Annotated in this window: 16 protein-coding genes and 1 pseudogene; 4 read left to right on the forward strand and 13 right to left on the reverse strand. The window is 69.2% G+C overall.

Annotated features, from left to right (window positions below; all coding sequences use genetic code 11):
• Positions 1 to 6: 6 nt before the first annotated feature.
• From OH146_RS03690 to OH146_RS03705, 4 genes and pseudogenes are all read right to left on the reverse strand, one after another.
• Complete coding sequence (locus OH146_RS03690) at positions 7 to 1,260, reverse strand: MFS transporter (protein WP_265157493.1); 1,254 nt, start codon at positions 1,258 to 1,260, stop codon at positions 7 to 9.
• 73 nt (positions 1,261 to 1,333) lie between these two features.
• Entirely contained in the window at positions 1,334 to 1,888 is a 555-nt protein-coding gene (locus OH146_RS13865; RefSeq protein ID WP_265157495.1) for a DUF3553 domain-containing protein, read from the reverse strand.
• A gap of 100 nt (positions 1,889 to 1,988) precedes the next feature.
• Positions 1,989 to 2,966, reverse strand: a pseudogene (locus OH146_RS03700) (RecQ family ATP-dependent DNA helicase); the annotation flags it as partial.
• Positions 2,967 to 3,042: 76 nt separating this feature from the next.
• On the reverse strand, positions 3,043 to 6,768 hold the full coding sequence (locus tag OH146_RS03705) for an AAA family ATPase (protein ID WP_265157497.1): 3,726 nt from the start codon (positions 6,766 to 6,768) through the stop codon (positions 3,043 to 3,045).
• 165 nt (positions 6,769 to 6,933) lie between these two features.
• Here OH146_RS03705 and OH146_RS03710 point away from each other — a divergent pair, with 165 nt between their 5' ends.
• Positions 6,934 to 7,980, forward strand: a complete 1,047-nt coding sequence (locus OH146_RS03710; protein ID WP_265157498.1) for a GNAT family N-acetyltransferase — start codon at positions 6,934 to 6,936, stop codon at positions 7,978 to 7,980.
• A gap of 54 nt (positions 7,981 to 8,034) precedes the next feature.
• On the opposite strand, the gene OH146_RS03715 is transcribed toward OH146_RS03710, so the two are convergent.
• Together OH146_RS03715 and OH146_RS03720 are read right to left on the reverse strand one after the other, a co-directional pair.
• The gene (locus OH146_RS03715; protein ID WP_372508452.1) at positions 8,035 to 9,018 is read right to left on the reverse strand and encodes an ABC transporter substrate-binding protein; all 984 of its coding nucleotides are present in this window, start codon (positions 9,016 to 9,018) and stop codon (positions 8,035 to 8,037) included.
• A 43-nt stretch (positions 9,019 to 9,061) separates the two neighbouring features.
• On the reverse strand, positions 9,062 to 9,529 hold the full coding sequence (locus OH146_RS03720; protein ID WP_265157500.1) for a MarR family winged helix-turn-helix transcriptional regulator: 468 nt from the start codon (positions 9,527 to 9,529) through the stop codon (positions 9,062 to 9,064).
• Between the two features lie 104 nt (positions 9,530 to 9,633).
• On the opposite strand from OH146_RS03720, the gene OH146_RS03725 reads away from it, so the two are divergent.
• From OH146_RS03725 to OH146_RS03735, 3 genes are read left to right on the forward strand one after another with little or no spacing between them, the layout of a single operon-like run.
• On the forward strand, positions 9,634 to 10,542 hold the full coding sequence (locus tag OH146_RS03725) for an SDR family oxidoreductase (RefSeq protein ID WP_265157503.1): 909 nt from the start codon (positions 9,634 to 9,636) through the stop codon (positions 10,540 to 10,542).
• Between the two features lie 11 nt (positions 10,543 to 10,553).
• Positions 10,554 to 11,435 (forward strand): amidohydrolase family protein, encoded by an 882-nt coding sequence (locus OH146_RS03730; protein WP_265157505.1) that lies wholly within the window; start codon positions 10,554 to 10,556, stop codon positions 11,433 to 11,435.
• Positions 11,436 to 11,478: 43 nt separating this feature from the next.
• Complete coding sequence (locus OH146_RS03735; RefSeq protein WP_265157507.1) at positions 11,479 to 11,931, forward strand: MaoC family dehydratase; 453 nt, start codon at positions 11,479 to 11,481, stop codon at positions 11,929 to 11,931.
• Positions 11,932 to 12,118: 187 nt separating this feature from the next.
• Here the strand turns inward: OH146_RS03735 and mutM are convergent, their stop codons facing one another.
• Genes mutM through OH146_RS03770 form a run of 7 tightly spaced genes read right to left on the reverse strand, consistent with a single transcriptional unit; the run spans position 12,119 to position 19,538 of the window.
• Positions 12,119 to 13,087 (reverse strand): bifunctional DNA-formamidopyrimidine glycosylase/DNA-(apurinic or apyrimidinic site) lyase, encoded by a 969-nt coding sequence (mutM, locus tag OH146_RS03740; RefSeq protein WP_265157509.1) that lies wholly within the window; start codon positions 13,085 to 13,087, stop codon positions 12,119 to 12,121.
• Positions 13,088 to 13,096: 9 nt separating this feature from the next.
• Complete coding sequence (gene rnc, locus OH146_RS03745; RefSeq protein WP_265157511.1) at positions 13,097 to 13,825, reverse strand: ribonuclease III; 729 nt, start codon at positions 13,823 to 13,825, stop codon at positions 13,097 to 13,099.
• Positions 13,826 to 13,844: 19 nt separating this feature from the next.
• Positions 13,845 to 14,048 carry a 50S ribosomal protein L32 gene (gene rpmF / locus OH146_RS03750; RefSeq protein ID WP_147720795.1) on the reverse strand — a complete coding sequence of 68 codons (204 nt, stop codon included), beginning with the start codon at positions 14,046 to 14,048 and terminating at the stop codon, positions 13,845 to 13,847.
• A 2-nt stretch (positions 14,049 to 14,050) separates the two neighbouring features.
• The gene (locus tag OH146_RS03755) at positions 14,051 to 14,635 is read right to left on the reverse strand and encodes a YceD family protein (RefSeq protein WP_265157517.1); all 585 of its coding nucleotides are present in this window, start codon (positions 14,633 to 14,635) and stop codon (positions 14,051 to 14,053) included.
• A 34-nt stretch (positions 14,636 to 14,669) separates the two neighbouring features.
• A complete protein-coding gene (locus OH146_RS03760) occupies positions 14,670 to 15,998 on the reverse strand; it encodes an aspartate aminotransferase family protein (protein WP_265157519.1) in 1,329 nt (442 codons plus the stop codon).
• Between the two features lie 52 nt (positions 15,999 to 16,050).
• Positions 16,051 to 18,270 carry a transglutaminase TgpA family protein gene (locus tag OH146_RS03765; RefSeq protein ID WP_265157521.1) on the reverse strand — a complete coding sequence of 740 codons (2,220 nt, stop codon included), beginning with the start codon at positions 18,268 to 18,270 and terminating at the stop codon, positions 16,051 to 16,053.
• Entirely contained in the window at positions 18,267 to 19,538 is a 1,272-nt protein-coding gene (locus OH146_RS03770) for a DUF58 domain-containing protein (RefSeq protein ID WP_265157524.1), read from the reverse strand. Before OH146_RS03770 ends, OH146_RS03765 begins: the two co-directional genes overlap by 4 nt.
• Position 19,539: the final 1 nt, after the last annotated feature.

Raw genomic sequence — 19,539 nt, forward strand, 5'->3', positions numbered from 1 at the left:
GACCCGCTATCGCCTTCGGTGAAGGGGCGCGCGCAGCACCGCCCACAGCACGACGACGCCGACCAGCACCATCGTCGTGGCCCCGAGACCTGAGTAGCCGAGCATCGTCAGCACGGGGCCCGACAGCGCGCCGCCGGCGGCGCCCGCGATGTTCATGAGCAGGTCCGAGACGCCCTGTACGCCCGGGCGATCGGTCACCGGGACCGAATCAACCAGGAGCGCCGAGCCCGCAATCGTCGACGCCGACCACCCGAAGCCCAACAGCACAAGGCTCACCGTCACGGCCGCATGCGACTCGCTCGCGAGCCAGGCGAGGACGAGAGAGGCGAGCAGAAGACCCTGCCCGCCCAGCAGCACGGGCAAGCGGCCTACCCGGTCGGAGAGCCAGCCGAAGACGGGTGACAGGGAGAACATTCCCGCGATATGGAGACTGATCGTGAGCCCCACGACCGCTAGGGATGCACCGTGCCCGTGCAGGTGCACGGGGGTCATCGCCATGATCGCCACCATGGTCGCGTGACTGAGCGCGACAGCGCCGACCGCAAAGCGTGCGAGCGGGGTCGCCCGCAGGGTCGCGAAACCGAGGCGTGGCCGCTCCCCCGTCGTCGCGCCAAGCGCGGCACGCGCCGTCAGCAGCGGGTCGGGCCTCAGCAGCACGGCGTACACGAGCACCGTCACTATCTGGGCGGCGAGCGCGAAGAGGAAGGGGCCCGTGAGGGCGGGGAGTCCGAGCATCCGCCCGACCGCCTCGCCCGGCTCTATCAGGTTCGGCCCGAGCACCGAGCCGATTGTCGTCGACCAGACGACGAGCGAGAGGTCGCGTCCGCGATGCCGCGGGGAGGCGAGGTCGCTTGCGGCAAAGCGTGCCTGCAGGTTAGTGGCCGTGCCCGCCCCCGCGAGCGCGAAGGCAAGGAGCAGCAGCGGGAACGACGGCAGAGCCGCCGCGACGATGAGCAAAACAGCGGATGCCGCGGCAAGAGCCGACCCTGTGGCGAGCGCCACGCGGCGGCCCCTCGCCCGCGCATACCGCGCCAGGGGAAGTGCGAGCACGGCCGCGCCCAACGTCGACATCGTCGACGCCATACCCGACCAGGCGTCGGCACCCGAGACTTCGGCGGCGAGGAGCGCCCCCACCGAGACCGTCGCGCCGATCCCGAGCCCGCCCACGACCTGAGCGGCCACGAGCACCCACACGATCCTGCTCTGCAGGTGCTGCACATCGGCGCTCTGCCCCGCGAGGGCGGTGGGACTTTCGGTCACTCGCCAATCCTAAGGAGACCCACCGACGTTTTCCCGCCGTCGCGCCTCAATAAGCTGCCGAATACTTGGCGTCTCACCGCGGCTCGAGCAGACCCCGCTCCTCGACGGCCTCCCGCGACAGCACCTTGTAACCCTCATGCTCAAAGAAAACCGTGATGCGATCCCCGTCAACATCCATGACCGTGCCGGCGCCGAACTCCTCGTGCGAGACGGGGGTGTTGGGGAGAAACGCGCCGCTCGCGTCGGAACCCGCGTCCGCGGCATCCGCGTGCCCGCTCTCACAGGTGTCGCAATTGCCGCACCTCTCGCCCGTCTCCTCCCCGAAATAGCCCAGTAGAAACGCACGGCGGCAGCGGCTCGTCTCGGCGTAGCCGCGCATCATCTCGATGCGTGACTCCTCGATGCGCTCGCGCTCCTCCGCCGCAGCACGGGCCCGTTCCGCAGCAGTGGCCGGGTCGACCTGCTCGATCACGACCGCGCCCCTGCGATCCCAGCGCACGAGACCGGCATCGGAGAGCAGGTTGAGTGCTGAGGTGACGGTGCGCGGAGACACCTCGAGTTCCGCGGCGATGCTCTTCGGCCGCGCAGCCCCGGGAGCCTCGACCACAGCGCGGTAGGCGCCCTCCACAACGCCCGCCCCCGGGAGACCCCGCCGCGAAGAAGCGCCTCAGCCCTAGATCCTCGGCACGGTAGTGCAGTCGCACCTCCGCCGGCTCCTCATCGCGGCCCGCACGCCCCGCCTCCTGGTAGTAGGCGTCGAGAGACTCCGGCGGGGCAGAGTGCACGACGAAGCGCACATCCGGCTTGTCGATTCCCATGCCGAAGGCCGAGGTCGCGACCACGACCTCGGCGTCGCCGTCATGAAAGGCCGCATGGACCTCTCGCCGCGCCGGTGCCCCCATGCCCCCGTGATAGGCGGATGCTCTCACCCCGCGCTCCGACAACGCGCTCGCATAGTCCTCCGTCTCGCGACGCGTCGCGACATAGAGCAGCCCCGTTCCGCTCCGCCCCGCGACATCGTCGACGACAGCGCGGCGTTTGCTCGCGTCATCCGCATGCCGCTCAACCGCCAGGTGAAGATTTGGGCGGTCGAAACCGCGGACCAGCACGAGAGGGTCGCGCATTCCCAGGCGAGCCGAGATCTCCCTCTGCACGGGGCCAGGAGCCGTCGCCGTGAGTGCGGCGACAGGAGGGCGGCCCAGACGCTCGGCGGCGGCCCCCAAGCGCAGATAGTCGGGGCGGAAGTCGTGCCCCCACGAAGAGATGCAGTGCGCCTCATCCACGACGAGAAGATCGACGACTGCCCGGCCGAGACGCTCAAGGACTTCATCTGACGCCAACTGCTCGGGGGCGAGCAGAAGGATGCGCGGGCCCTCGCCCTCGACGAGAGACCACGCCTCTGCGGCCCGGCGTGCGCCGACGCGAGAATTCAAAGCGGCCGCTGGGGGTGCATCGGGAGCCTCACGCAGGCCGTCGAGCTGGTCTGCCTGCAGCGCGATGAGCGGCGAGACGACGAGCGTGAGCCCGCCCCGCACGGCCGTCGCGAGCTGGTAGATCGCCGACTTGCCGTAGCCCGTCGCCATGACCGCGAGGGTGTCGCGGCCCTCCACGAGTGCCTCGACAGCCCGCAACTGCCCCGCCTGCACGTGCTCCCAACCGAATCGCTCGCGGGCGGTCGTCTCGATCTGCTTTTTGTGATTCACCACCCCAGTGAACGTGCAACCAGCAATGCGAGCACGCGGTGGACTCCCAGCCGCGGGGCTACTGCCAGCCCGCTGTGGGTCAGCTCGCGCGCTCCTCCGGCGCCACGACGCGCTGCCCGACGACTGCGCTCACACCGTCCTGCCGCATGGAGACGCCGTAGAGGGCATCCGCGATCTCCATCGTGCGCTTCTGATGCGTGATGACGATGAGCTGGGAGGTCTCGCGCAGATCCTCGAAGATCTGCAGGAGCCGACCCAGGTTGGAGTCGTCGAGGGCCGCCTCGACCTCATCCATGATGTAGAAGGGGCTCGGGCGCGCCTTGAAGATCGCGATCAGCAGTGCGACCGCCGCGAGCGAGCGCTCCCCGCCGCTCAACAGGGAGAGCCGCTCGATCTTCTTGCCCGCAGGCTTGACCGAGACCTCGATGCCCGTCGTAAGCAGATTGTCGGGGTCAGTGAGACGGATGCTGCCCGCACCGCCCGGGAACAGCACGGGGAACACCTCGTTGAAGGCCGTACGGGTGTCCTCGAACGCCGCCTGGAAGATGCCGCGCATCTTCTCGTCGAGCTCGTCGATGATCGTCAACAAATCCTTGCGGGTGTTCGTGAGGTCGGTGAGCTGCTCCGTGAGGAAGCGGTGGCGTTGCTCGAGCGCCGAGAACTCCTCGAGCGCGAGCGGATTGACACGGCCGAGCTGGCTGAGCTTGCGCTCCGCGCGTGCGAGCCGGGCCTCCTGCTCGGCGCGCACGAACGGCACGCCCTCGGGGCCCTCTTCTGGAAATTCAGGAACCGCGGCAGCCGCAGACTCGGAATCAGTGGGTTTCGGGTCGGCTTCGGCACCGGTTTCCTGAGTTTCCGACGCGGGCGCCGACTCGGCGTCCTGAGTTTCCGACGCGGGCGCAGCGTCTCCGTCCTGAGTCTCCGACGCGCGCGCAGCGTCTCCGTCCTGAGTTTCCGACGGGGCAGGCATGGCACCATCGGGCGGCACCGGCACGTTCGGCCCGTACTCGGCGATCAGCACGTCCTCGACGAGGCCGAGTTCCTGGCCGGCGCGCTCGAGCAGCGTCGAGAGGTGCAGCTTCTTCTCGTAGATCTGCATCTCGAGCCCGTGCACCGTCTCGCTCACGGCGTGCAGGCGCTCCCGGAGAGACGCCTCGGTTCGGCGCAGCTCGGCGAGCTCCTCGTTCTGCTGGGCCCTCTCTGCCTCGGCGGCGGCGAGCCGCACCCGTGCTTCCGAAACGGAGCGGTCGACGGAGTCGAGCACGGCGGGCAGGGCGTCGAGCACGCGCTGGGCCGCCTCCATCTGGCGGCGACGGATGACGGCCCTTCGGGCCGCGAGTTCCGCGGCTGCCCGCTCCGCCTCCAGCTGCTCCTCGAGCTGCCGCGCCCGCAGCTCCTGCGCGCGCACGCGTTCACGCGCCGTCTCGACCTGCAGCCGCGCCTCGACCTCGCGCTCGCGCGTCGCGTCGAGCTCCTCCGCGAGTTCGTCGCGGGCGCTGACATCGAGGATGGGTCGCGGGCGGGATTTCGCCGACTCCAACTCGGACTTGGCTCGCTCGGCGGCCGCCTCGGCATCGGAGACCGACTCCTGAGCGAGCGCGAGGCCCTTCTCGACGCGCTGCGCCTCCGCCTCGGCTGCCTCGACCTGCACGCGTGCCCGGTTGAGCTTCTCTGACTGGGCTGCAAGCTGGGAATCGAACTCGCGGAGGGCGGCGAGCGCTCGGGTCGACTGCTCCTTGGCGACCTGGACGACGCCGCGCTGCTCGGCGAGCTCGAACTGCGCCCGCTCGATCAGGGATTTCACCTCGCCGAGGCGCTCCGTCGCGGCATCCCGGTCGGCGACAAGTTCGAGGCGGGAGCGCTTCGCCCCCGAGCCGCCGCGCAGCACGTAACGGCTGAGCACGTCGCCGGCCTTGGTGATGACGGTGACGTCCCGCGATTCGAGCTCGGCCCACGCCTCGCGCGCGGCGGCGAGGTCTTCCGCGATAACGACGTGGGCAAGAATGCCGAGCACGCCGGCGGGCGCAGAGACCACTGATGTCGCAGCTACCGCTCCCTCGGGAAGGGGGCTTCGATCCGCGCCTTCGTCGCTACTCAACCCACGAGGCTCGGCGAGCACGAGCTCGACACGTCCCAGCTCGTCGTTCTGGACGTAGCCCAGCGCGTCGACGGCGGCGCCGCGGTCGTCGGCGAGCACAGCATCGGCGAGCGAGCCGAGTGCCGCCGCGATCGCCGCCTCGTAGCCGGGCTGCACCTGCACGTGCTCGGCCACGAGACCCCGGATGCCCGGGCGGGAGGCCTTCACGAGGGCGCTCGAGCCGTCCTTCTGGTCAAGCGCGCTCGAGAGAGCGCTCTGGCGGGCGGCGAGCGCATCACGCTCACGCTCGAGCGCGTGGAGTTGCTCGCGCAGCCGGTCGATCTCCGTCTCCGCTGCGGTGACCTCTGCCTGTGCCGTCTGGTAGGCGGCGTCGAGGTCGGTCTCGCTCGTGTCGTCAAGGGTGGCCTCCGCCTCGACCTGCTCGAGGGCGTCGCGGGCCTGGTCGCGGCGCGAGCGCGCGGCATCCAGGGCGTTCTGCTGTCGCAGCACTTCGCCCCGCACAGCCGCGAGCCGCGAGGCGGCCGTGTCGGCCTGCCCCGTGAGCTTCGAGATCTCGAGGTCGTGCTTCGAGACGAGGGAGCTTTGCAGAGCGATTTCCTCGTCGAGTGCATCGAGGGCGGCGCGGGCCTCCCCCGTGCGACCCTGAGCCTCCCGCCAGGCATCCTCGGCCTCGGCGATCGTCTCCTCGATGCGCAGCGCCTCGGCACGGGCATCCGCCACCATCTGCGGGGTCACGGCGGGCGTGACATCCGCCGTCTCGCCCTGGCTGCTCAGCAGCGCGATCTTCTGGTTGGCGAGGCTGTAGAGGCTGCGCAGGCGCTCCTGCACGGACTCGAGGCCGAAGGCGACGCGGCGGGCCTGGTCGACCGAGTCACCGACCTGCTCCTGCTCGATGCGAGCCTCGCGCAGTTTCGCCTGGTCGAGCTGCTCCTGCAGCACGATCCGTTCCGTTTTGCGCTCCGACTCGCTCCGGCTGTGTGCCGTGAGCGAGGCCCGCAGTTCGACGACCTCGTCGGCGAGCAACCGCGCACGCGCATCACGCACGATCGCGGCGATCGACTGGGCTTCACGCGCGATCTCCGCCTGCCGACCGAGCGGCTTCAACTGGCGACGGATCTCCCCCGCGAGGTCGCTCAGGCGCGTCAGGTTGGCCTGCATCGCGTCGAGCTTGCGGAGCGTCTTCTCCTTGCGACGACGATGCTTGAGGATGCCCGCCGCCTCCTCGATGAAGCCGCGGCGATCCTCGGGGCTTGCGTGCAGCACGGCGTCGAGCTGGCCCTGGCCGACGATCACGTGCATCTCTCGTCCGAGACCGGAATCGCTCAGCAGCTCCTGCACGTCGAGCAGGCGACAGTTCTCGCCGTTGATCGCGTATTCACTGCCGCCGTTGCGAAACAGGGTGCGGCGGATCGTGACCTCGGAGTACTCGATCGGCAGCGCCCCGTCGGAGTTGTCGATCGTGAGGGTCACCTCGGCGCGGCCGAGCGGTCCACGCGTGGCGGTACCGGCGAAGATGACATCTTCCATCTTGCCGCCGCGCAGCGTCTTCGCCCCCTGCTCGCCCATGACCCAGGCGAGAGCATCGACGACGTTCGACTTGCCGGAACCGTTGGGGCCGACGACACACGTCACGCCCGGTTCGAAGGCGAAGGTGGTCGGCTGCGCGAACGACTTGAAGCCCTTGATCGTGAGGCTCTTCAGGTACACGCGATGGCCCTCCCTGTTCACGCCCCGGATGCCCGCGCATCGGCCGCGCGGAAACTCTCGCACAACGGTACCGAAAGCAGCGGGAGAAGTCTGGCGCGACGCGACAGGCGCACCCTATGCTTTAGCGCCCCCACTCAACGCCGACGGCGCGAAGGAGCCCGAGACATGAGCATCGAGATCACAGAACTGAGGCTGCCCGACGCGATCGACGGCAGTCCGGATGCGGATGCCTTCAGCGAGATGGTGCGGGTGCGCAACGAGATCGAGGCGGCGATCATCGGCAACTACGACCTCGGGGTCGAGCCGGCCGAACTCCTCGCCATCGCCAAGAACCCCTACGACATCTGGCGCTGCTTCGTCGCGCGGATCGACGGGCGCGTCGTCGCCCGCGGGCTCTACGAGGTGCAGGGCCGGGACGACGCCGACTCCGCGTGGTTCCAGATCGAGGTGCTCCCCGCCTTCCGCAGGCGCGGCGTCGGCGGCGCCCTCTACGAGCGGCTCTCGGCCATCGCCCACGATGAGGGCCGCAGCATCCTGCAGAGCAGCGCCTACCACCTGCCGGGGGGCGAGGGCGAGCACATCACCTCACCGACGGGCTTCGGCTCCGTGCTCGCCGACGATGAGCCCGTCCGGTTCCTCACCTCCCGGGGCTTCCGCTTGGCCCAGGTAGAGCGGATGAGCCGACTCCCGCTGCCCTCCGGCGTCGGCGAGCCCGTGGCGCCCGAGGGATATGAGGTCCTCACGTGGGAGGGCGCGACGCCCGAGGAGCATCTCGCCGACATGGCGGTGCTGCACGCCCGGATGAGCACCGACCCGCCCCTCGGCGAGGTCGACTGGACCCCGGAGGTCTGGGACGAGGAGCGGGTGCGCGACAACGACGCGCGCCGGGGCGAGGACGGCAGGCTGTGGCTGACGGCCGTCGTGCGGCACGGGGCGTCCGGCCGTCTCGTCGGTTTCACCGACCTCTCCGTGCCGCCCGAGCAGGATCGACCGGTCTTCCAGATGGACACGGTCGTGATCGCGGAGCACCGCGGACACCGCCTCGGGATGCTGCTGAAGCGCGCCAACCTGCACGCCCTCGACACCCGTGCCCCCGGGCATCCGGCGATCTACACGTGGAATGCGGAAGAGAACCGGCACATGCTTGGCGTCAACGAAGCGGTCGGCTTCGTCGCCTTCGGCTACGAGAGCTCGTGGCGACGGGACGTCTGACGCACGACGGCCCCGGCGCTCTCACGCCGGGGCCGCACGTGCAGTAGTGAGGAACTACTCGAGGATCAACTCGTCGAGGTCGATCTCCTCCTCCATGAACTCGTACTTCACCATGAGCTCCTGCAGAGCCTGGAGGGAGTCGACGTTGAGCTCGGGGCCGAAGTCCTCCATCGCGAGGTTCGCCGCCGCCTCCTCGGGCATGCCCAGGAAGTCGGGCAGCATCGAGCGCGCCGCATCCACATCGCCATTGGCAAGCTCGCGCGTCTCCGCCAGGGCGTCCTGGAAGGCCTTGACGACGGCGGGGTTCTCGCTGGCGTAGGCGCCGCTCGTGAAGCCGACGAGCGTCGTCAGACCGGGGATGGTGTCCTGGTAGTTGTAGGTCACGAGGTGCCCGCCCTCGGCGATCGTCCTGCTCAGGAACGGCTCCGGCAGCCAGGCGGCGTCAAGCTCACCGGCGACGAGCTGTGCCTGCATCTCCGGGAACGGCACCTCGATCCACTCGACGTTGCTCGGGTCGCCGCCGTCCTGCTCGATCGCCTCCATGATCGTGAGGTCACCGGCCGCCTTGAGCGTGTTGACCGCGACGCGCTTGCCCTCGAGGTCGGCGGGCGACTGGATCGACTCGTCGAGTGCCGCGACACCGTTGATGTCGTCGCCTTCAGCGTAAGACGCGGCATAGTTGCCGACGATCTGCACATCGATGCCCTTGCTGGCGGCGAGGATGATGGGCAGCGGCTGGCCGATCGCGAAGTTGACCTGCCCCTGGGCGACAGCGGGAAGGATGGCCGCGCCACCCTGACCCGTCGAGAGGTCAACCTCGAGGTTGTATTTCTCGAAGATGCCCTCCTCGATGCCCAGCAGCAGGGCGGCGGTGGGCGCGATCGGGAGTGCCGCTACAGAGATGGTCGTCATCTCTGTCAACTCTTCAGCGCTCTCCAGATCGGGCTCGGAGTCGGCGCCGGCGCAGCCTGCGGCGACGAGTGCGGTCACGGTTGCGACGGCAGCGACGCTGCCGGCTCGCGTGAGGGAGAACTTCATTGTTTCCTCTTTCTCTTGGGTGCGGGATGCGCTCCGGTTCGGGTCAGAACGCCACCTTCAGGAGCAGTCGGGTGAGCGTCTCTCGCTCTTCGGGCGAAAGTTTGTGGAGGGATTCCTCGCGGGCCGCTGTCACGGCGTCCCTGGCCTTCGTGTAGGTCTCGATGCCGAGGTCTGTCGCCTCGACGATGTTGACCCTGCGATCCCGGGGGCTCTGGGCGCGCCGAACATACCCGGCGGACTCCAGCATGTCGATCACGGCGACGACCTGACTCGGGTCGAGCTGGAGGAACTCGGCGATGTCGCGCTGGGTCGGGCTGACAGCCCCGCAAGCGAGTGAGAGCACGGCGAACCCCCGCACGGGAAGGCCCAGGGGGCGCAGAGCCTCCCTCGCGTGCTGCGAGCCGATGGCGCGAACGCGGGCGACGAGGAATTCGATGTCGCCGAGCAGATCGGAACCGTCGACGCGCACATCGTCGTCGACGCGAGTGGCCGCAAGCTTCGCATCCGTCATTGGGTGGGCCTTCCGTAAAGGTTGATTGGAATAGTAATTGAATTTGTCAACGATTCGCAAGATCATTTAGAGTGCACACGCACACTCGACGAGGAGAGGGATCAATGGATCTTCAAGGAAACGTGGCCATCGTGACCGGCAGTGGCCGAGGACTCGGGCTCGCGTACGCCCAAGAACTCGCCCGTCGCGGCGCAAAGGTCGTCATCAACGATATCGACGCCGACACAGCACAGGCCGCCGTCGACAGCATCACCTCAGCGGGAGGCGAAGCAGCCGCCCTCGTCGGCGCCGTGGGCCCGACCGAGACGGCTGACGCCCTCGTCGCGAAGGCTGTGGACACCTGGGGCCGCCTCGACATCCTCGTCACCAACGCCGGGGTTCTCCGCGACACGGTGCTCTGGAAGATGAGCGATGAGGACTTCGACCTCGTCATCAACGTGCACCTGCGCGGTACCTTCACCTGCGTGCGCGCCGCCGCGACGAAGATGCGCGAGCAGGGCGAGGGCGGTCGCATCATCACGATCGGCTCTCCCACCGGCCAGGTCGGCAACTTCGGCCAGACCAACTACGCCGCCGCCAAGGCTGGCATCGTCGGCATGACCCGCACGTGGGCTCTTGAGCTCGCCCGCGCTGGCATCACCGTCAACACCGTCGTACCGGTCGCCGCGACCGCCATGACCGAGACCGTCCCCTTCTTCAAGCAGTTCGTCGACGCCATGGCCAATGGCGAGGAGATGCCGCCCTTCGCACGCCAGGAGCTGGGCTTCGGCACCCCCGAGGATGTCGCGGGCGTCATCGCCTTCCTCGCCTCTAAGGAAGCGGCGGATGTCACGGGCCAGGCCATCAGCGTCGGTGGCGACCGTCTCGCCCTCTACTCGCACCCCTCGATGATCGTCAAGGAGATCAAGGAGGGCGGCTGGAGCGCCGAGGACATCGCCGCGGCGTGGGGCGAGAAGTTCGCGCCGTCGCAGCAGCAGGTCGGCGAGAAGCTCCCCGAGCCGCCCGCCAACTGAGCGGAGCAGCCATGACCACCCGCTACGAGAGCGCGATCGACGCCGACTCACTCGTCGCCGTCGACACTCACGTCCACATCGAGTCGGAGCACGGCTGCCATTCTCTCCCCGATGACCTGCGGGTCGCCGCGGCGAAGTACTTCGCCAACGGCGGGGAGTTCCCCGGTGCAGACGAGACGTCGGCGATGTACCGCGAGCGATCGATGGCTGCCGTCATCTTCACGGTCGATTCGCAGCGCAAGCTCGACCACAAGGGCATCAGCAACGACGCCATCATCGACGGAGCCATCCGGCACCCTGACGTGCTCATCCCCTTCGTGAGCATTGATCCCGCCCGTGGCGAGGAGGGCGTCGCTGAGGCGCACCGGCTCGTGACGGAGCGCGGGGCGCGGGGCTTCAAGTTCCACCCCACAGTGCAGGACTTCGATCCGAGCGACCGGAGCAACTGGGACCTCTTCGATGCCGTCGCCGAGCTGGGTGTTCCCGCGATCTTCCACACGGGCCAGACCGGCATCGGCGCGGGCACCCCGGGGGGCCACGGCTTTCGCCTCGGGCTTTCCAACCCGATGCTGCTGGATGGGGTCGCCGCGGCGTTCCCGAAGATGCAGATCGTGATGGCGCATCCGTCGGTCCCCTGGCAGGACGAGGCGATCTCGGTCGCGACCCACAAGTCCAACGTGTGGATCGATCTCTCCGGCTGGTCGCCCAAGTACTTCCCGCCGCAACTCGTGAAGCAGTTCAATTCGCGCCTGCAGGACCGCGTGCTCTTCGCATCCGACTACCCCATGATCCATCCGGATCGCTGGGTCGCAGACTTCGCCGAGCTCGAGGTGAAGGATGCTGTGCGCCCCAAGATCATGCGCGAGAACGCCATCCGGCTGCTCGGGCTCTGAACGCAACCGGCTCTGCCACCACAACAACCTCAGGAGATACACAATGGCCACCACCACCACTCTCGCCGAGCTGAACGACCTCGTCGGCAAGGACCTCGGCACCAGCTCGTGGATCGAGATCACCCAGGAGCGCGTCAACACCTTCGCCGACGCGACGGACGACCAGCAGTGGATCCACGTCGACCCCGAGCGCGCCAAGGAGGGCCCATTCGGAGCACCCATCGCCCACGGCTTCCTCACGCTCTCGCTGACGATCCCGCTGTGGGGCGAACTCCTCGACGTGACGGATGCCACGACCAAGGTCAACTACGGCCTCAACAAGGTGCGCTTCCTCTCCCCCGTCAAGGTGGGCTCGCGAATTCGCCTGGCGGCGACGATCGCCTCGGTCGAGGAGGTCAAGGGCGGTCTGCAGATCACGGTCGACATGACAGTCGAGATCGAGGGCGCTGAGAAGCCTGCCGCTGCCGCGCAGGCGATCCACCGCTTCTACGCGTAAGCACCGCCTGCCAACGGGCCGCCCTGATGGGCGGCCCGTTGTCGTTTCCCACCGAGTTGCCCACTTTTGCGGCACTCCGCCGCACAGGAACCACAAAAGTGGGCAACTCGAGATGGGGACGGGCGCATCCCGCACGCCGACCCGATGTCGCCGAATGCCGCGCGGCGGGCTTCAGCGTGACGAAGTGCTACCCGGCGGCCCGACGCCGCTGGCAGTGCGCGCAGAAGTGGGAGCCCCGGTTCATGAACTGCTCGCGCACGATCTGCCGCGAGCAGCGCGGACACGGTTTGCCCTGCTGCCCGTAGGCGTTGAGCGAGTGGGCGAAGAAGCCTGACTCGCCATTGACGTTGAGGTACTGCGTGTCGAAGCTCGTCCCGCCCTCCGCGAGAGCCTTCGTGAGCACATGCCGCACCTCCTGCAGCAGCCGCTTCGCGCGCGGGCGACTGAGAGCATCCGTCGGCTCGTCGTAGTGGATGCGCGCGGCCCAGAGTGCCTCGTCGGCGTAGATGTTGCCGATGCCGCTGATGAGCGTCTGGTCGAGCAGGGCCCTCTTGATGCCGGTGCGGCGCGCCGCGAGACGGGTGAGGAAGCGCCGCTCGTCGAAGTGCTCGTCGAGCGGGTCGCGGGCGATGTGTGAAACCTGGCTCGGCACGTGCCCCCCGAGCCCGTCGGCGGGCGCGACGAGGCGGTCGACCGCCATCGACCCGAAGATGCGCTGATCGACGAAGTTGAGCCGCAGGGGCCCGTGGGTGGGGTGTGACACATCGAGACGGATGCGCGTGAGCCGGTCATCCGTCGCCCGGTCACGCAGCAGCACCTGGCCGCTCATGCCGAGATGCACCATCAGCACCTCGGAGTCGCCTTCGCTCGCGTCGAATGGTCGCGTACCGGCCGCCGGCACGACCATTTCGCGCGACTCGGGCGCGGGCGCGGCGGCAGGCGAGGCGGCGGGCGCGAGTGGGATCCAGAGAAACTTGCCGCGACGCTCAGGGGTCAGCATCACGCGGTCCTCGAGCCGCTCCACGAAATCCTCGGCCGGGCCCTCATGGCGGCGCAGAGAGCGCTCGTCGAACACTGTGACACTTTCGATGCGTGCATCAGTGGCCGCCGGCGCGAGGCCCGCGCGCACGACCTCGACCTCGGGTAGCTCAGGCACGACGGATGCTCAGCCAGCGCTCTGCTGCAGCAGAGTCCATGCCTGCAGCGCGGCCGCCATCTCGGCATGCTTCTTGCTGCTGCCCTCGCCGGAGGCGACATCCTCGCCGTCCAGCACGACGGTGGCATGGAACCGCTTCAGGTGGTCCGGCCCGCTGTCCGCAATGCGGTAGGCGGGCGCCCCGCGGCCCAGGCGGGCGGCGAGTTCCTGCAGGCTCGTCTTCGGGTCCATTGCAGCGCCGAAGCGGTCCGGATCCGCGAGGAGGGGCTCGATGAGCCTCAGCACGAGCGCAGTGGCCTCATCGTGCCCCGCGCTCAAGTAGGCGGCACCGATGAGAGCCTCGACCGTGTCGGCGAGGATCGACGACTTGTCTCGGCCTCCCGTGAGCTCCTCGCCCCTACCGAGACGCAGGTAGTCACCCAGCTCGAGCCCACGCGCGATCTCTGCAAGCGCCGCGCTGCTGACGAGGCTCGACCGGCGCTTCGCGAGCTCGCCCTCGTCCCGCTCCGGGTGAGAGGTGTAGAGCATGACCGTGACGGCCTGCCCGAGGATCGAGTCGCCGAGGAACTCAAGACGCTCATTGTGGGCGATGCCACCATGCTCGTAGGCGTAGGAGCGATGCGTGAGTGCAAGCTCGAGTAGCTCGGGATCGAGCTCTACCGCGAGAGAGAGCGCGAGGTCGGCGGCATCACGGGGACCCGCTGCCGCGGCCCCCCGCCGCGAATCAGCGGAGTCCATGGATGCTGGACCCCGTCGATCAGACGTCGGCGACCTTGCGGCCCTTGTACTCCATGTAGAGTGCGGTGCCGGCGGAGTCCTCGACGACCTTGGCGCGGTGCGGCAGGCTGTAGACGACCTTGCCGCCCTCGATCGTCTTCACGAGTGCGGGCGCGGTGGCCTTCCACTGCGCGCGACGGGCACGCGTGCTCGCACGGGACATCTTCCGCTTGGGTACTGCCATGGCTATCTCTTCTCTCTATCGGCACCGTCATTCGAACGGTCGCCGAGGGCGTCATCGGTGGGAGCCTCGGTCAGGCCTTCGAGCCCGGCAAGCTTCGCCCAGCGAGGATCGATGGGTTCTTCATGCTCGTGACCCGGGTTGTCGAGTAGCCGCACCCCGCACTGGGGGCACAGGCCGAGGCAATCCTCTCGACATACCGGCTGGAACGGCAGTGACAACACCACCGCATCCCTGATCACCGGTTCAAGATCCACGTGATCATCTTGAACCTGATACTCAAAAGCTTCGTCCTTATCGTAGGCGAAAACCTCCTGGATTTCGACTTCGACCGGTTGCGTCACCTCCGTGAGGCATCGCACGCATTCCCCGGATGCCACGGCGTCGACGTCTGCCGTGACGAGAATGCCGTCGTGGAGCGACTCGAGGCGCACGTCGAGCTGCATCTCAGTGTCGGGGGCGATGCCGATGACGGCGTTGCCCATGCGCTCTTGGACGGTGACGTCGATCTCGAGTTCGCGCATCTCGCCCGGTCGGCGCGCAAGGTCGACCACGTTGATCATGAAGGGGGAACGGTTGTGTTGAGCCACCCGAAGAGTGTAGCCGCGCGGGCTGGGCGGGGCCTCAGCCCTGCCCGACGGCCGTCAGCGCCTCGTCATAGATCGCGAGGGCGCGGGCGACTTCGGCGGGGGTCACGACACACGGTGGAACGACATGGATGCGGTTCTCGACCGTGATGCTCAGTAGGCGCAGGTCGCTAAGCCGCTTCTTGAGGTCGGCCATGACGCTCGCGCCGACGGGTTCCCGTGTGCCGCGATCTCGCACGAGCTCGAGCGCCCAGAAGACGCCGCGACCCCGCACCTCCCCGATCATGGGGTGGGCATCCGCGAGGGCCTGAAGCCCGGGCCCCAGGTGCTCCTGCCCGATCTCGCGGGCGTGGTCCACGATCTTCTCCGAGCGCATCGCGTCGATCGTGGCGACGATCGATGCCATCGCGAGCGGATGCCCCGAATATGTGAGGCCGCCGGGGAACACTCGCTCGGTGAATACGGAGGCGATGGCCTCGGTCATGATGACCCCGCCCGCGGGCACGTAACCAGAGTTGGAACCCTTGGCGAAGGTGACGAGATCCGGCGTGACGGAGTCGCGCCCGTCGCCGAAGTCGCCGCGGAACGCCAGCCATTCGCCTGTGCGCCCGAAACCGCACATGACCTCGTCGAGGATGAGCGCGATGCCATGCTTCTCGGTCAGGGCACGAACTCCCCTGAGGTAGCCGGGCGGCGGCACGAGCACGCCGGCGCCGCCAGGAACCGTCTCGACGAGCACTGCCGCGATCGTGCCAGGCCCCTCGCTCTCGATGACACGTTCGAGGTGCCGCAGCGCCCGCTCCGACTCCTCCTCGGGGCTCGACGCCCAGAAGTCGCTGCGATAGAGGAAGGGCCCGAAGAAGTGGACATGGCCGTGCGCGTACTCGTTGGGGATCCGCCGCCAGTCCCCCGTTGCGGCGATCGCCGCCCCCGTGTTGCCGTGATACGAGCGGTAGCTCGAGAGAATCTTGTCGCGCCCTGTCGAGAGGCGGGCGAGCCGGATCGCGTTCTCCACCGCATCCGCCCCCGCGTTCGTGAAGAACACCTTGCTGAACGCGCGACCCGCGACATCGAGGATGCGACGTGCCGCCTCACCCCGCGAGAGCGTCGCGTGCTGCGGCGCAAGCGTCGCGAGTGTCTCGGCCTGCCGCGCGATGGCCTCGATGACGGCCGGATGCTGGTGGCCGATATTGGTGTTGACGAGCTGACTGGAGAAGTCGAGGTAGCGGGTGCCCTCGTAGTCCCACACGGTGCTGCCCTGCCCTCCCGCGATGGGGAGCGGGGAGAGGGCCCCCTGCGCACTCCAGGAGTGGAAGACGTGGGCGCGGTCGAGGTCGACGACGCGCGCGTTCAGGTCGGAACTCATGCCGCCACGCTATCGGCCCGGCGGCGCGCGCCGGTTTCGCCCGGCCGCAGGCTCACGAGATCGCGTTCACGAGCCGCTCGAGGAGGGTGCGCGGCCAGAGCATCGCCGCGAGCCGGCTGCGGGCCGGAGAGGCGCCGTGGAGACGGCGCAGCACCGCGCGAACCGAGCTCGTGACATCCGCGGCACCGCTGCCTGCCGGGCGGTATGCCTCTCCCTCGACCGCGCCGAGTACGGCGTCAAGATCGTGGTCTGGTGCGTTCATGGCGGCCGCAATCGCGGCGGCGTTGGACCGCGGTGTTGCTGTGGCCGACACGGGGATCTCGAGATCGCGCGCCGTCTCCATGAGTTCACGCCAGGCGAGCTCGGAACCCGCGCGGCCGCGGCGCACCAGACCGAGGCGGCGGCGGCGAAGGACCTCTCGCACGAGGGCGGGCAGGAGGGCCAGCGCGAGAAGGCCGAGAAGCACGAACACGGGAAGAGGCACGCCGGCCTCGTCATCATCACCCAGGACGTCGACAGCGCCCACGTCACCGCGCTCGGGCGCCTGGGTGCTCGGGCTCGCGCTCGGCAGTGGGGTGGGGGTGTCGGGCAGGAGGGGCGTCTCGGCGCCGAGCTCGTCGAGCGCGCCGGATTCCGCATAGTCGGCGGGCTCGCCCCGCTGCGTCGTCGGCTCGAAAGGTATCCAGCCGACACCCTCGAAGTAGAGCTCGGGCCACGCGTGCAGGTCGTCGGATGTCACGCGCCAGCGCTGCTCGTCGCCCCCCGTGTCGACCTCCTCTCCGGGCAGGAAGCCGAGCCCGATCCTGGAGGGGATCCCCAGCGTCCGCGCCATGAGCGCCATCGCGGAGGCGAACTGCACGCAGTAGCCGCTCTTCACGTCGAGGAAGGCCGCCACGGCTCCCGCACTCGTGTCGTCGTAGCCGTCGCGCTCGGGCGCGATCTCGGAGTACTCGAATGGCCCGGAACGCAGGTATTCCTGCAGGGCGAGTGCGCGCTCGTAGCTTGTCGCGCTGCCCGCCGTGACTGATGCCGCGGTCTCCGCGATCACGGAGGGCCACGCCGTGTCGGCCGCCGCGAGGGGTGCGAGGTCCTCGGGCACGATGGTTCCGGCCGCCTGCAGCTGCTGGGGAGTGGGGGTGAGAACGAGCGACGTCGCGACAAAATCGGTCCCTCGCACGCTGCGCCGGTCGAGGCGGAGGGCCGTGAGTTGCGGGTCCCACTCGGCGTCCTGCTCAAGGCCCTCCACGCCGAGCGCCGGGTATGGAAGGGGCACCCAGGCTCCGCCGAGGGAGCTCACCTCGACGGCGGTCACCTCCGTCTCGCGCAGGACGGCGTCGCTGAGCCCGCGCGGGGCGGGTGCCACTTCGGGTAGGGAGTCCGGGTCGGGAACGGGATCGCCCTCCCAGCCTTCCTCGGTGAAGCGATCGACGGAGGTCAGCCGCAGGTAGTGTCCCGCCCCCGACTCGGTCGTGTAGTGGAGCGCCGTGATGGTCTCCTCACGGCGCAGGTCCTCCCCCAGCGTCACGACGGGGTTGACGCCCGATCGGATGGACCCCGTCGTCGCGGAGCCCCCGCCGCTTGCCGAGGGCGTGGGGGCGATCATGGTGGCGACGATGGCGGCGGCGACTCCCCCACCGACGACCCCGACGACATCCCAGGCGCGTCGTCCCCGCGAGGGCCGCTGTGCGACCAGCACAAGGAGCCAGGCGACGATCGCGAGCGCGATCCAGAAGTAGTCGTCAATCGGGACGATCGCGGCGGGTGCGAGGGCGGCGGGGATGAGGAGGCAGCCGGTCAGCGCCGGGGTGCGCAGGGTTGCCGCCCAGAGATCACAGAGCACAGCGAGGAAGCCTGCCCCCGCTGTGAAGAGCAGGATGACGCCGGGGTCGGCGATGGCCGGCGCCGGTTGGGCCGCAAGGGAGGCGAGACCCTGCCCCGCCACCTGGGCGAGCGCCTCGAGCGTGGCCGGGGTGGGCAGACCGAACAATGTCGTCTGCGGAGCCGAGCCTAGCGAGACGACGACCACGGCGGTCAGTGCCGCCGCGAGGGTGGGAATGGATGCCCGGAGCCCGCGTCTAACCTCGGGCACGAGCGCGCGTGCTCCCGCCGCGGCGCCAAGCACCAGGGTCGAGGTCAGTGCGATCGCGAACCACCAGTCGTTCTGCTGCAGCACCTCGCGATAGCTCGCGAACGCGAGCGGGATTGCGAGTGCGAGCGCCGCGGAGCTGCGCCAGGGCGGAGCCACGGGGGGTTGCGGACGAGCGTCCCTCATGCGGCACCCCTCTTCAATGAGGACGCCCAGGCGTCGCGAGGCTCGTCGACGACCCCGACGGGAATGCAGGTCCACCCGGCCGCTGCGAGTCGTGCAAGGTCCTCGTCGGAGCTCCAGGCGGGCACGAACGCGACGGCGGAGTCGTAGGGCGCTCGCCCCGCCACCAGATCGCCGACAGTCGCGTCATCCAGCTCGGCGAGCACGGCGAAGATGGAGCCAAGACGGGAGCTGCCGAGACGGCCGGGCGGCACCAGGGAGACGCCTGTCGTGCGCTCGAGGGAGGTGAGGGCGACGCGAGCGAGGCCGTCGAGGTCGGCGCCCGCGTGAGCGGCGAGCTGCGGAGCCCCCGTCTCAATGAGGTGCACGCGGTAGCCGATCGCGTCGAGATGCACGGCGAGTGAGGCGGCCATCGACACCGCCCACTCGAAGGAGTCGCTCTCGAGCGGGTCGCCCGGCTCCGCGTCCGGGTGACGATCTCGCCGCGTCTCGAGCAGAACGCTCACCTCGGCGGCGCTTCGCTGCTCCTCCTGCCTCACCATGAGTTCACCGTGGTGGGCGGAGGCGCGCCAGTGGACTCGGCGCAGGGGGTCGCCCACTCGGTAGGCGCGGGTCGTGAGCTCGTGCTCTCCCCCTGTCGCCCGATGGTCGGCCCGGTGCGCCTGCCCGTCGGCGCGGCGGAGGCCGAAGGTTGCGTCGTCGAGTGCCTGTACCTCGGGCAGCACCAGCAGGCGCGTGGTGTCCCCCGCCTGCACGGTCGCGGTCGCGAGGCCGAATGGGTCACCGACGGTCACCCGCACCGGGCCGACCTCGATGTCGCCGCGGAGGGGCGGCTCGAACTCCCACGAGACGGACACCGCCGTCTGCACGTCACCCCATCGGCCGCGCAAGGGCGGCAGCTCCGACGACTCGCTTGAGCCGGTGGCGCCGCGCGCGAGCATGCCTGCGGGCGAGACCCACCGCCATCCGTCGGTCCAGGTGGCGGCACCGACGGCACGCAATGACCGATTGGCGATCGTGAGGTCGACCGACAGCGGATGCCCGGGCATGACGCGTTCGGATCCGAAGGAGCGGTGCACCGCGAGTGCGGGGCGGCGGTGCCGCGCGGCAAGCACGGCCGCCGCGACGACCGCGACGAGCATGACCGCCACAAAGAGGATTGCGTCGATCCTGGAGGTATAGGCGACGACGAGCCCCACGAGACCCAGCGCCAACACGACGCGGCCCCTGAGGGTCAGCGCTGTGCCGCGGCGGCGTCGCTCTCGAGCCACG

It is taken from the genome of Homoserinimonas sedimenticola (assembly GCF_026094475.1).
Lineage (GTDB): Bacteria > Actinomycetota > Actinomycetes > Actinomycetales > Microbacteriaceae > Homoserinimonas > Homoserinimonas sedimenticola.

Excerpts from the sequence above, each read along its gene's own strand:
- OH146_RS03765 (WP_265157521.1), bottom strand. The coding sequence starts at position 18,270 with ATGAGGGACGCTCGTCCGCAACCCCCCGTGGCTCCGCCCTGGCGCAGC.
- OH146_RS03715 (WP_372508452.1), bottom strand. The coding sequence starts at position 9,018 with ATGAAGTTCTCCCTCACGCGAGCCGGCAGCGTCGCTGCCGTCGCAACC.
- OH146_RS03710 (WP_265157498.1), top strand. The coding sequence starts at position 6,934 with ATGAGCATCGAGATCACAGAACTGAGGCTGCCCGACGCGATCGACGGC.
- rpmF (WP_147720795.1), bottom strand. The coding sequence starts at position 14,048 with ATGGCAGTACCCAAGCGGAAGATGTCCCGTGCGAGCACGCGTGCCCGT.
- OH146_RS03735 (WP_265157507.1), top strand. The coding sequence starts at position 11,479 with ATGGCCACCACCACCACTCTCGCCGAGCTGAACGACCTCGTCGGCAAG.
- OH146_RS03730 (WP_265157505.1), top strand. The coding sequence starts at position 10,554 with ATGACCACCCGCTACGAGAGCGCGATCGACGCCGACTCACTCGTCGCC.
- rnc (WP_265157511.1), bottom strand. The coding sequence starts at position 13,825 with ATGGACTCCGCTGATTCGCGGCGGGGGGCCGCGGCAGCGGGTCCCCGT.
- OH146_RS03720 (WP_265157500.1), bottom strand. The coding sequence starts at position 9,529 with ATGACGGATGCGAAGCTTGCGGCCACTCGCGTCGACGACGATGTGCGC.
- OH146_RS03725 (WP_265157503.1), top strand. The coding sequence starts at position 9,634 with ATGGATCTTCAAGGAAACGTGGCCATCGTGACCGGCAGTGGCCGAGGA.
- OH146_RS03760 (WP_265157519.1), bottom strand. The coding sequence starts at position 15,998 with ATGAGTTCCGACCTGAACGCGCGCGTCGTCGACCTCGACCGCGCCCAC.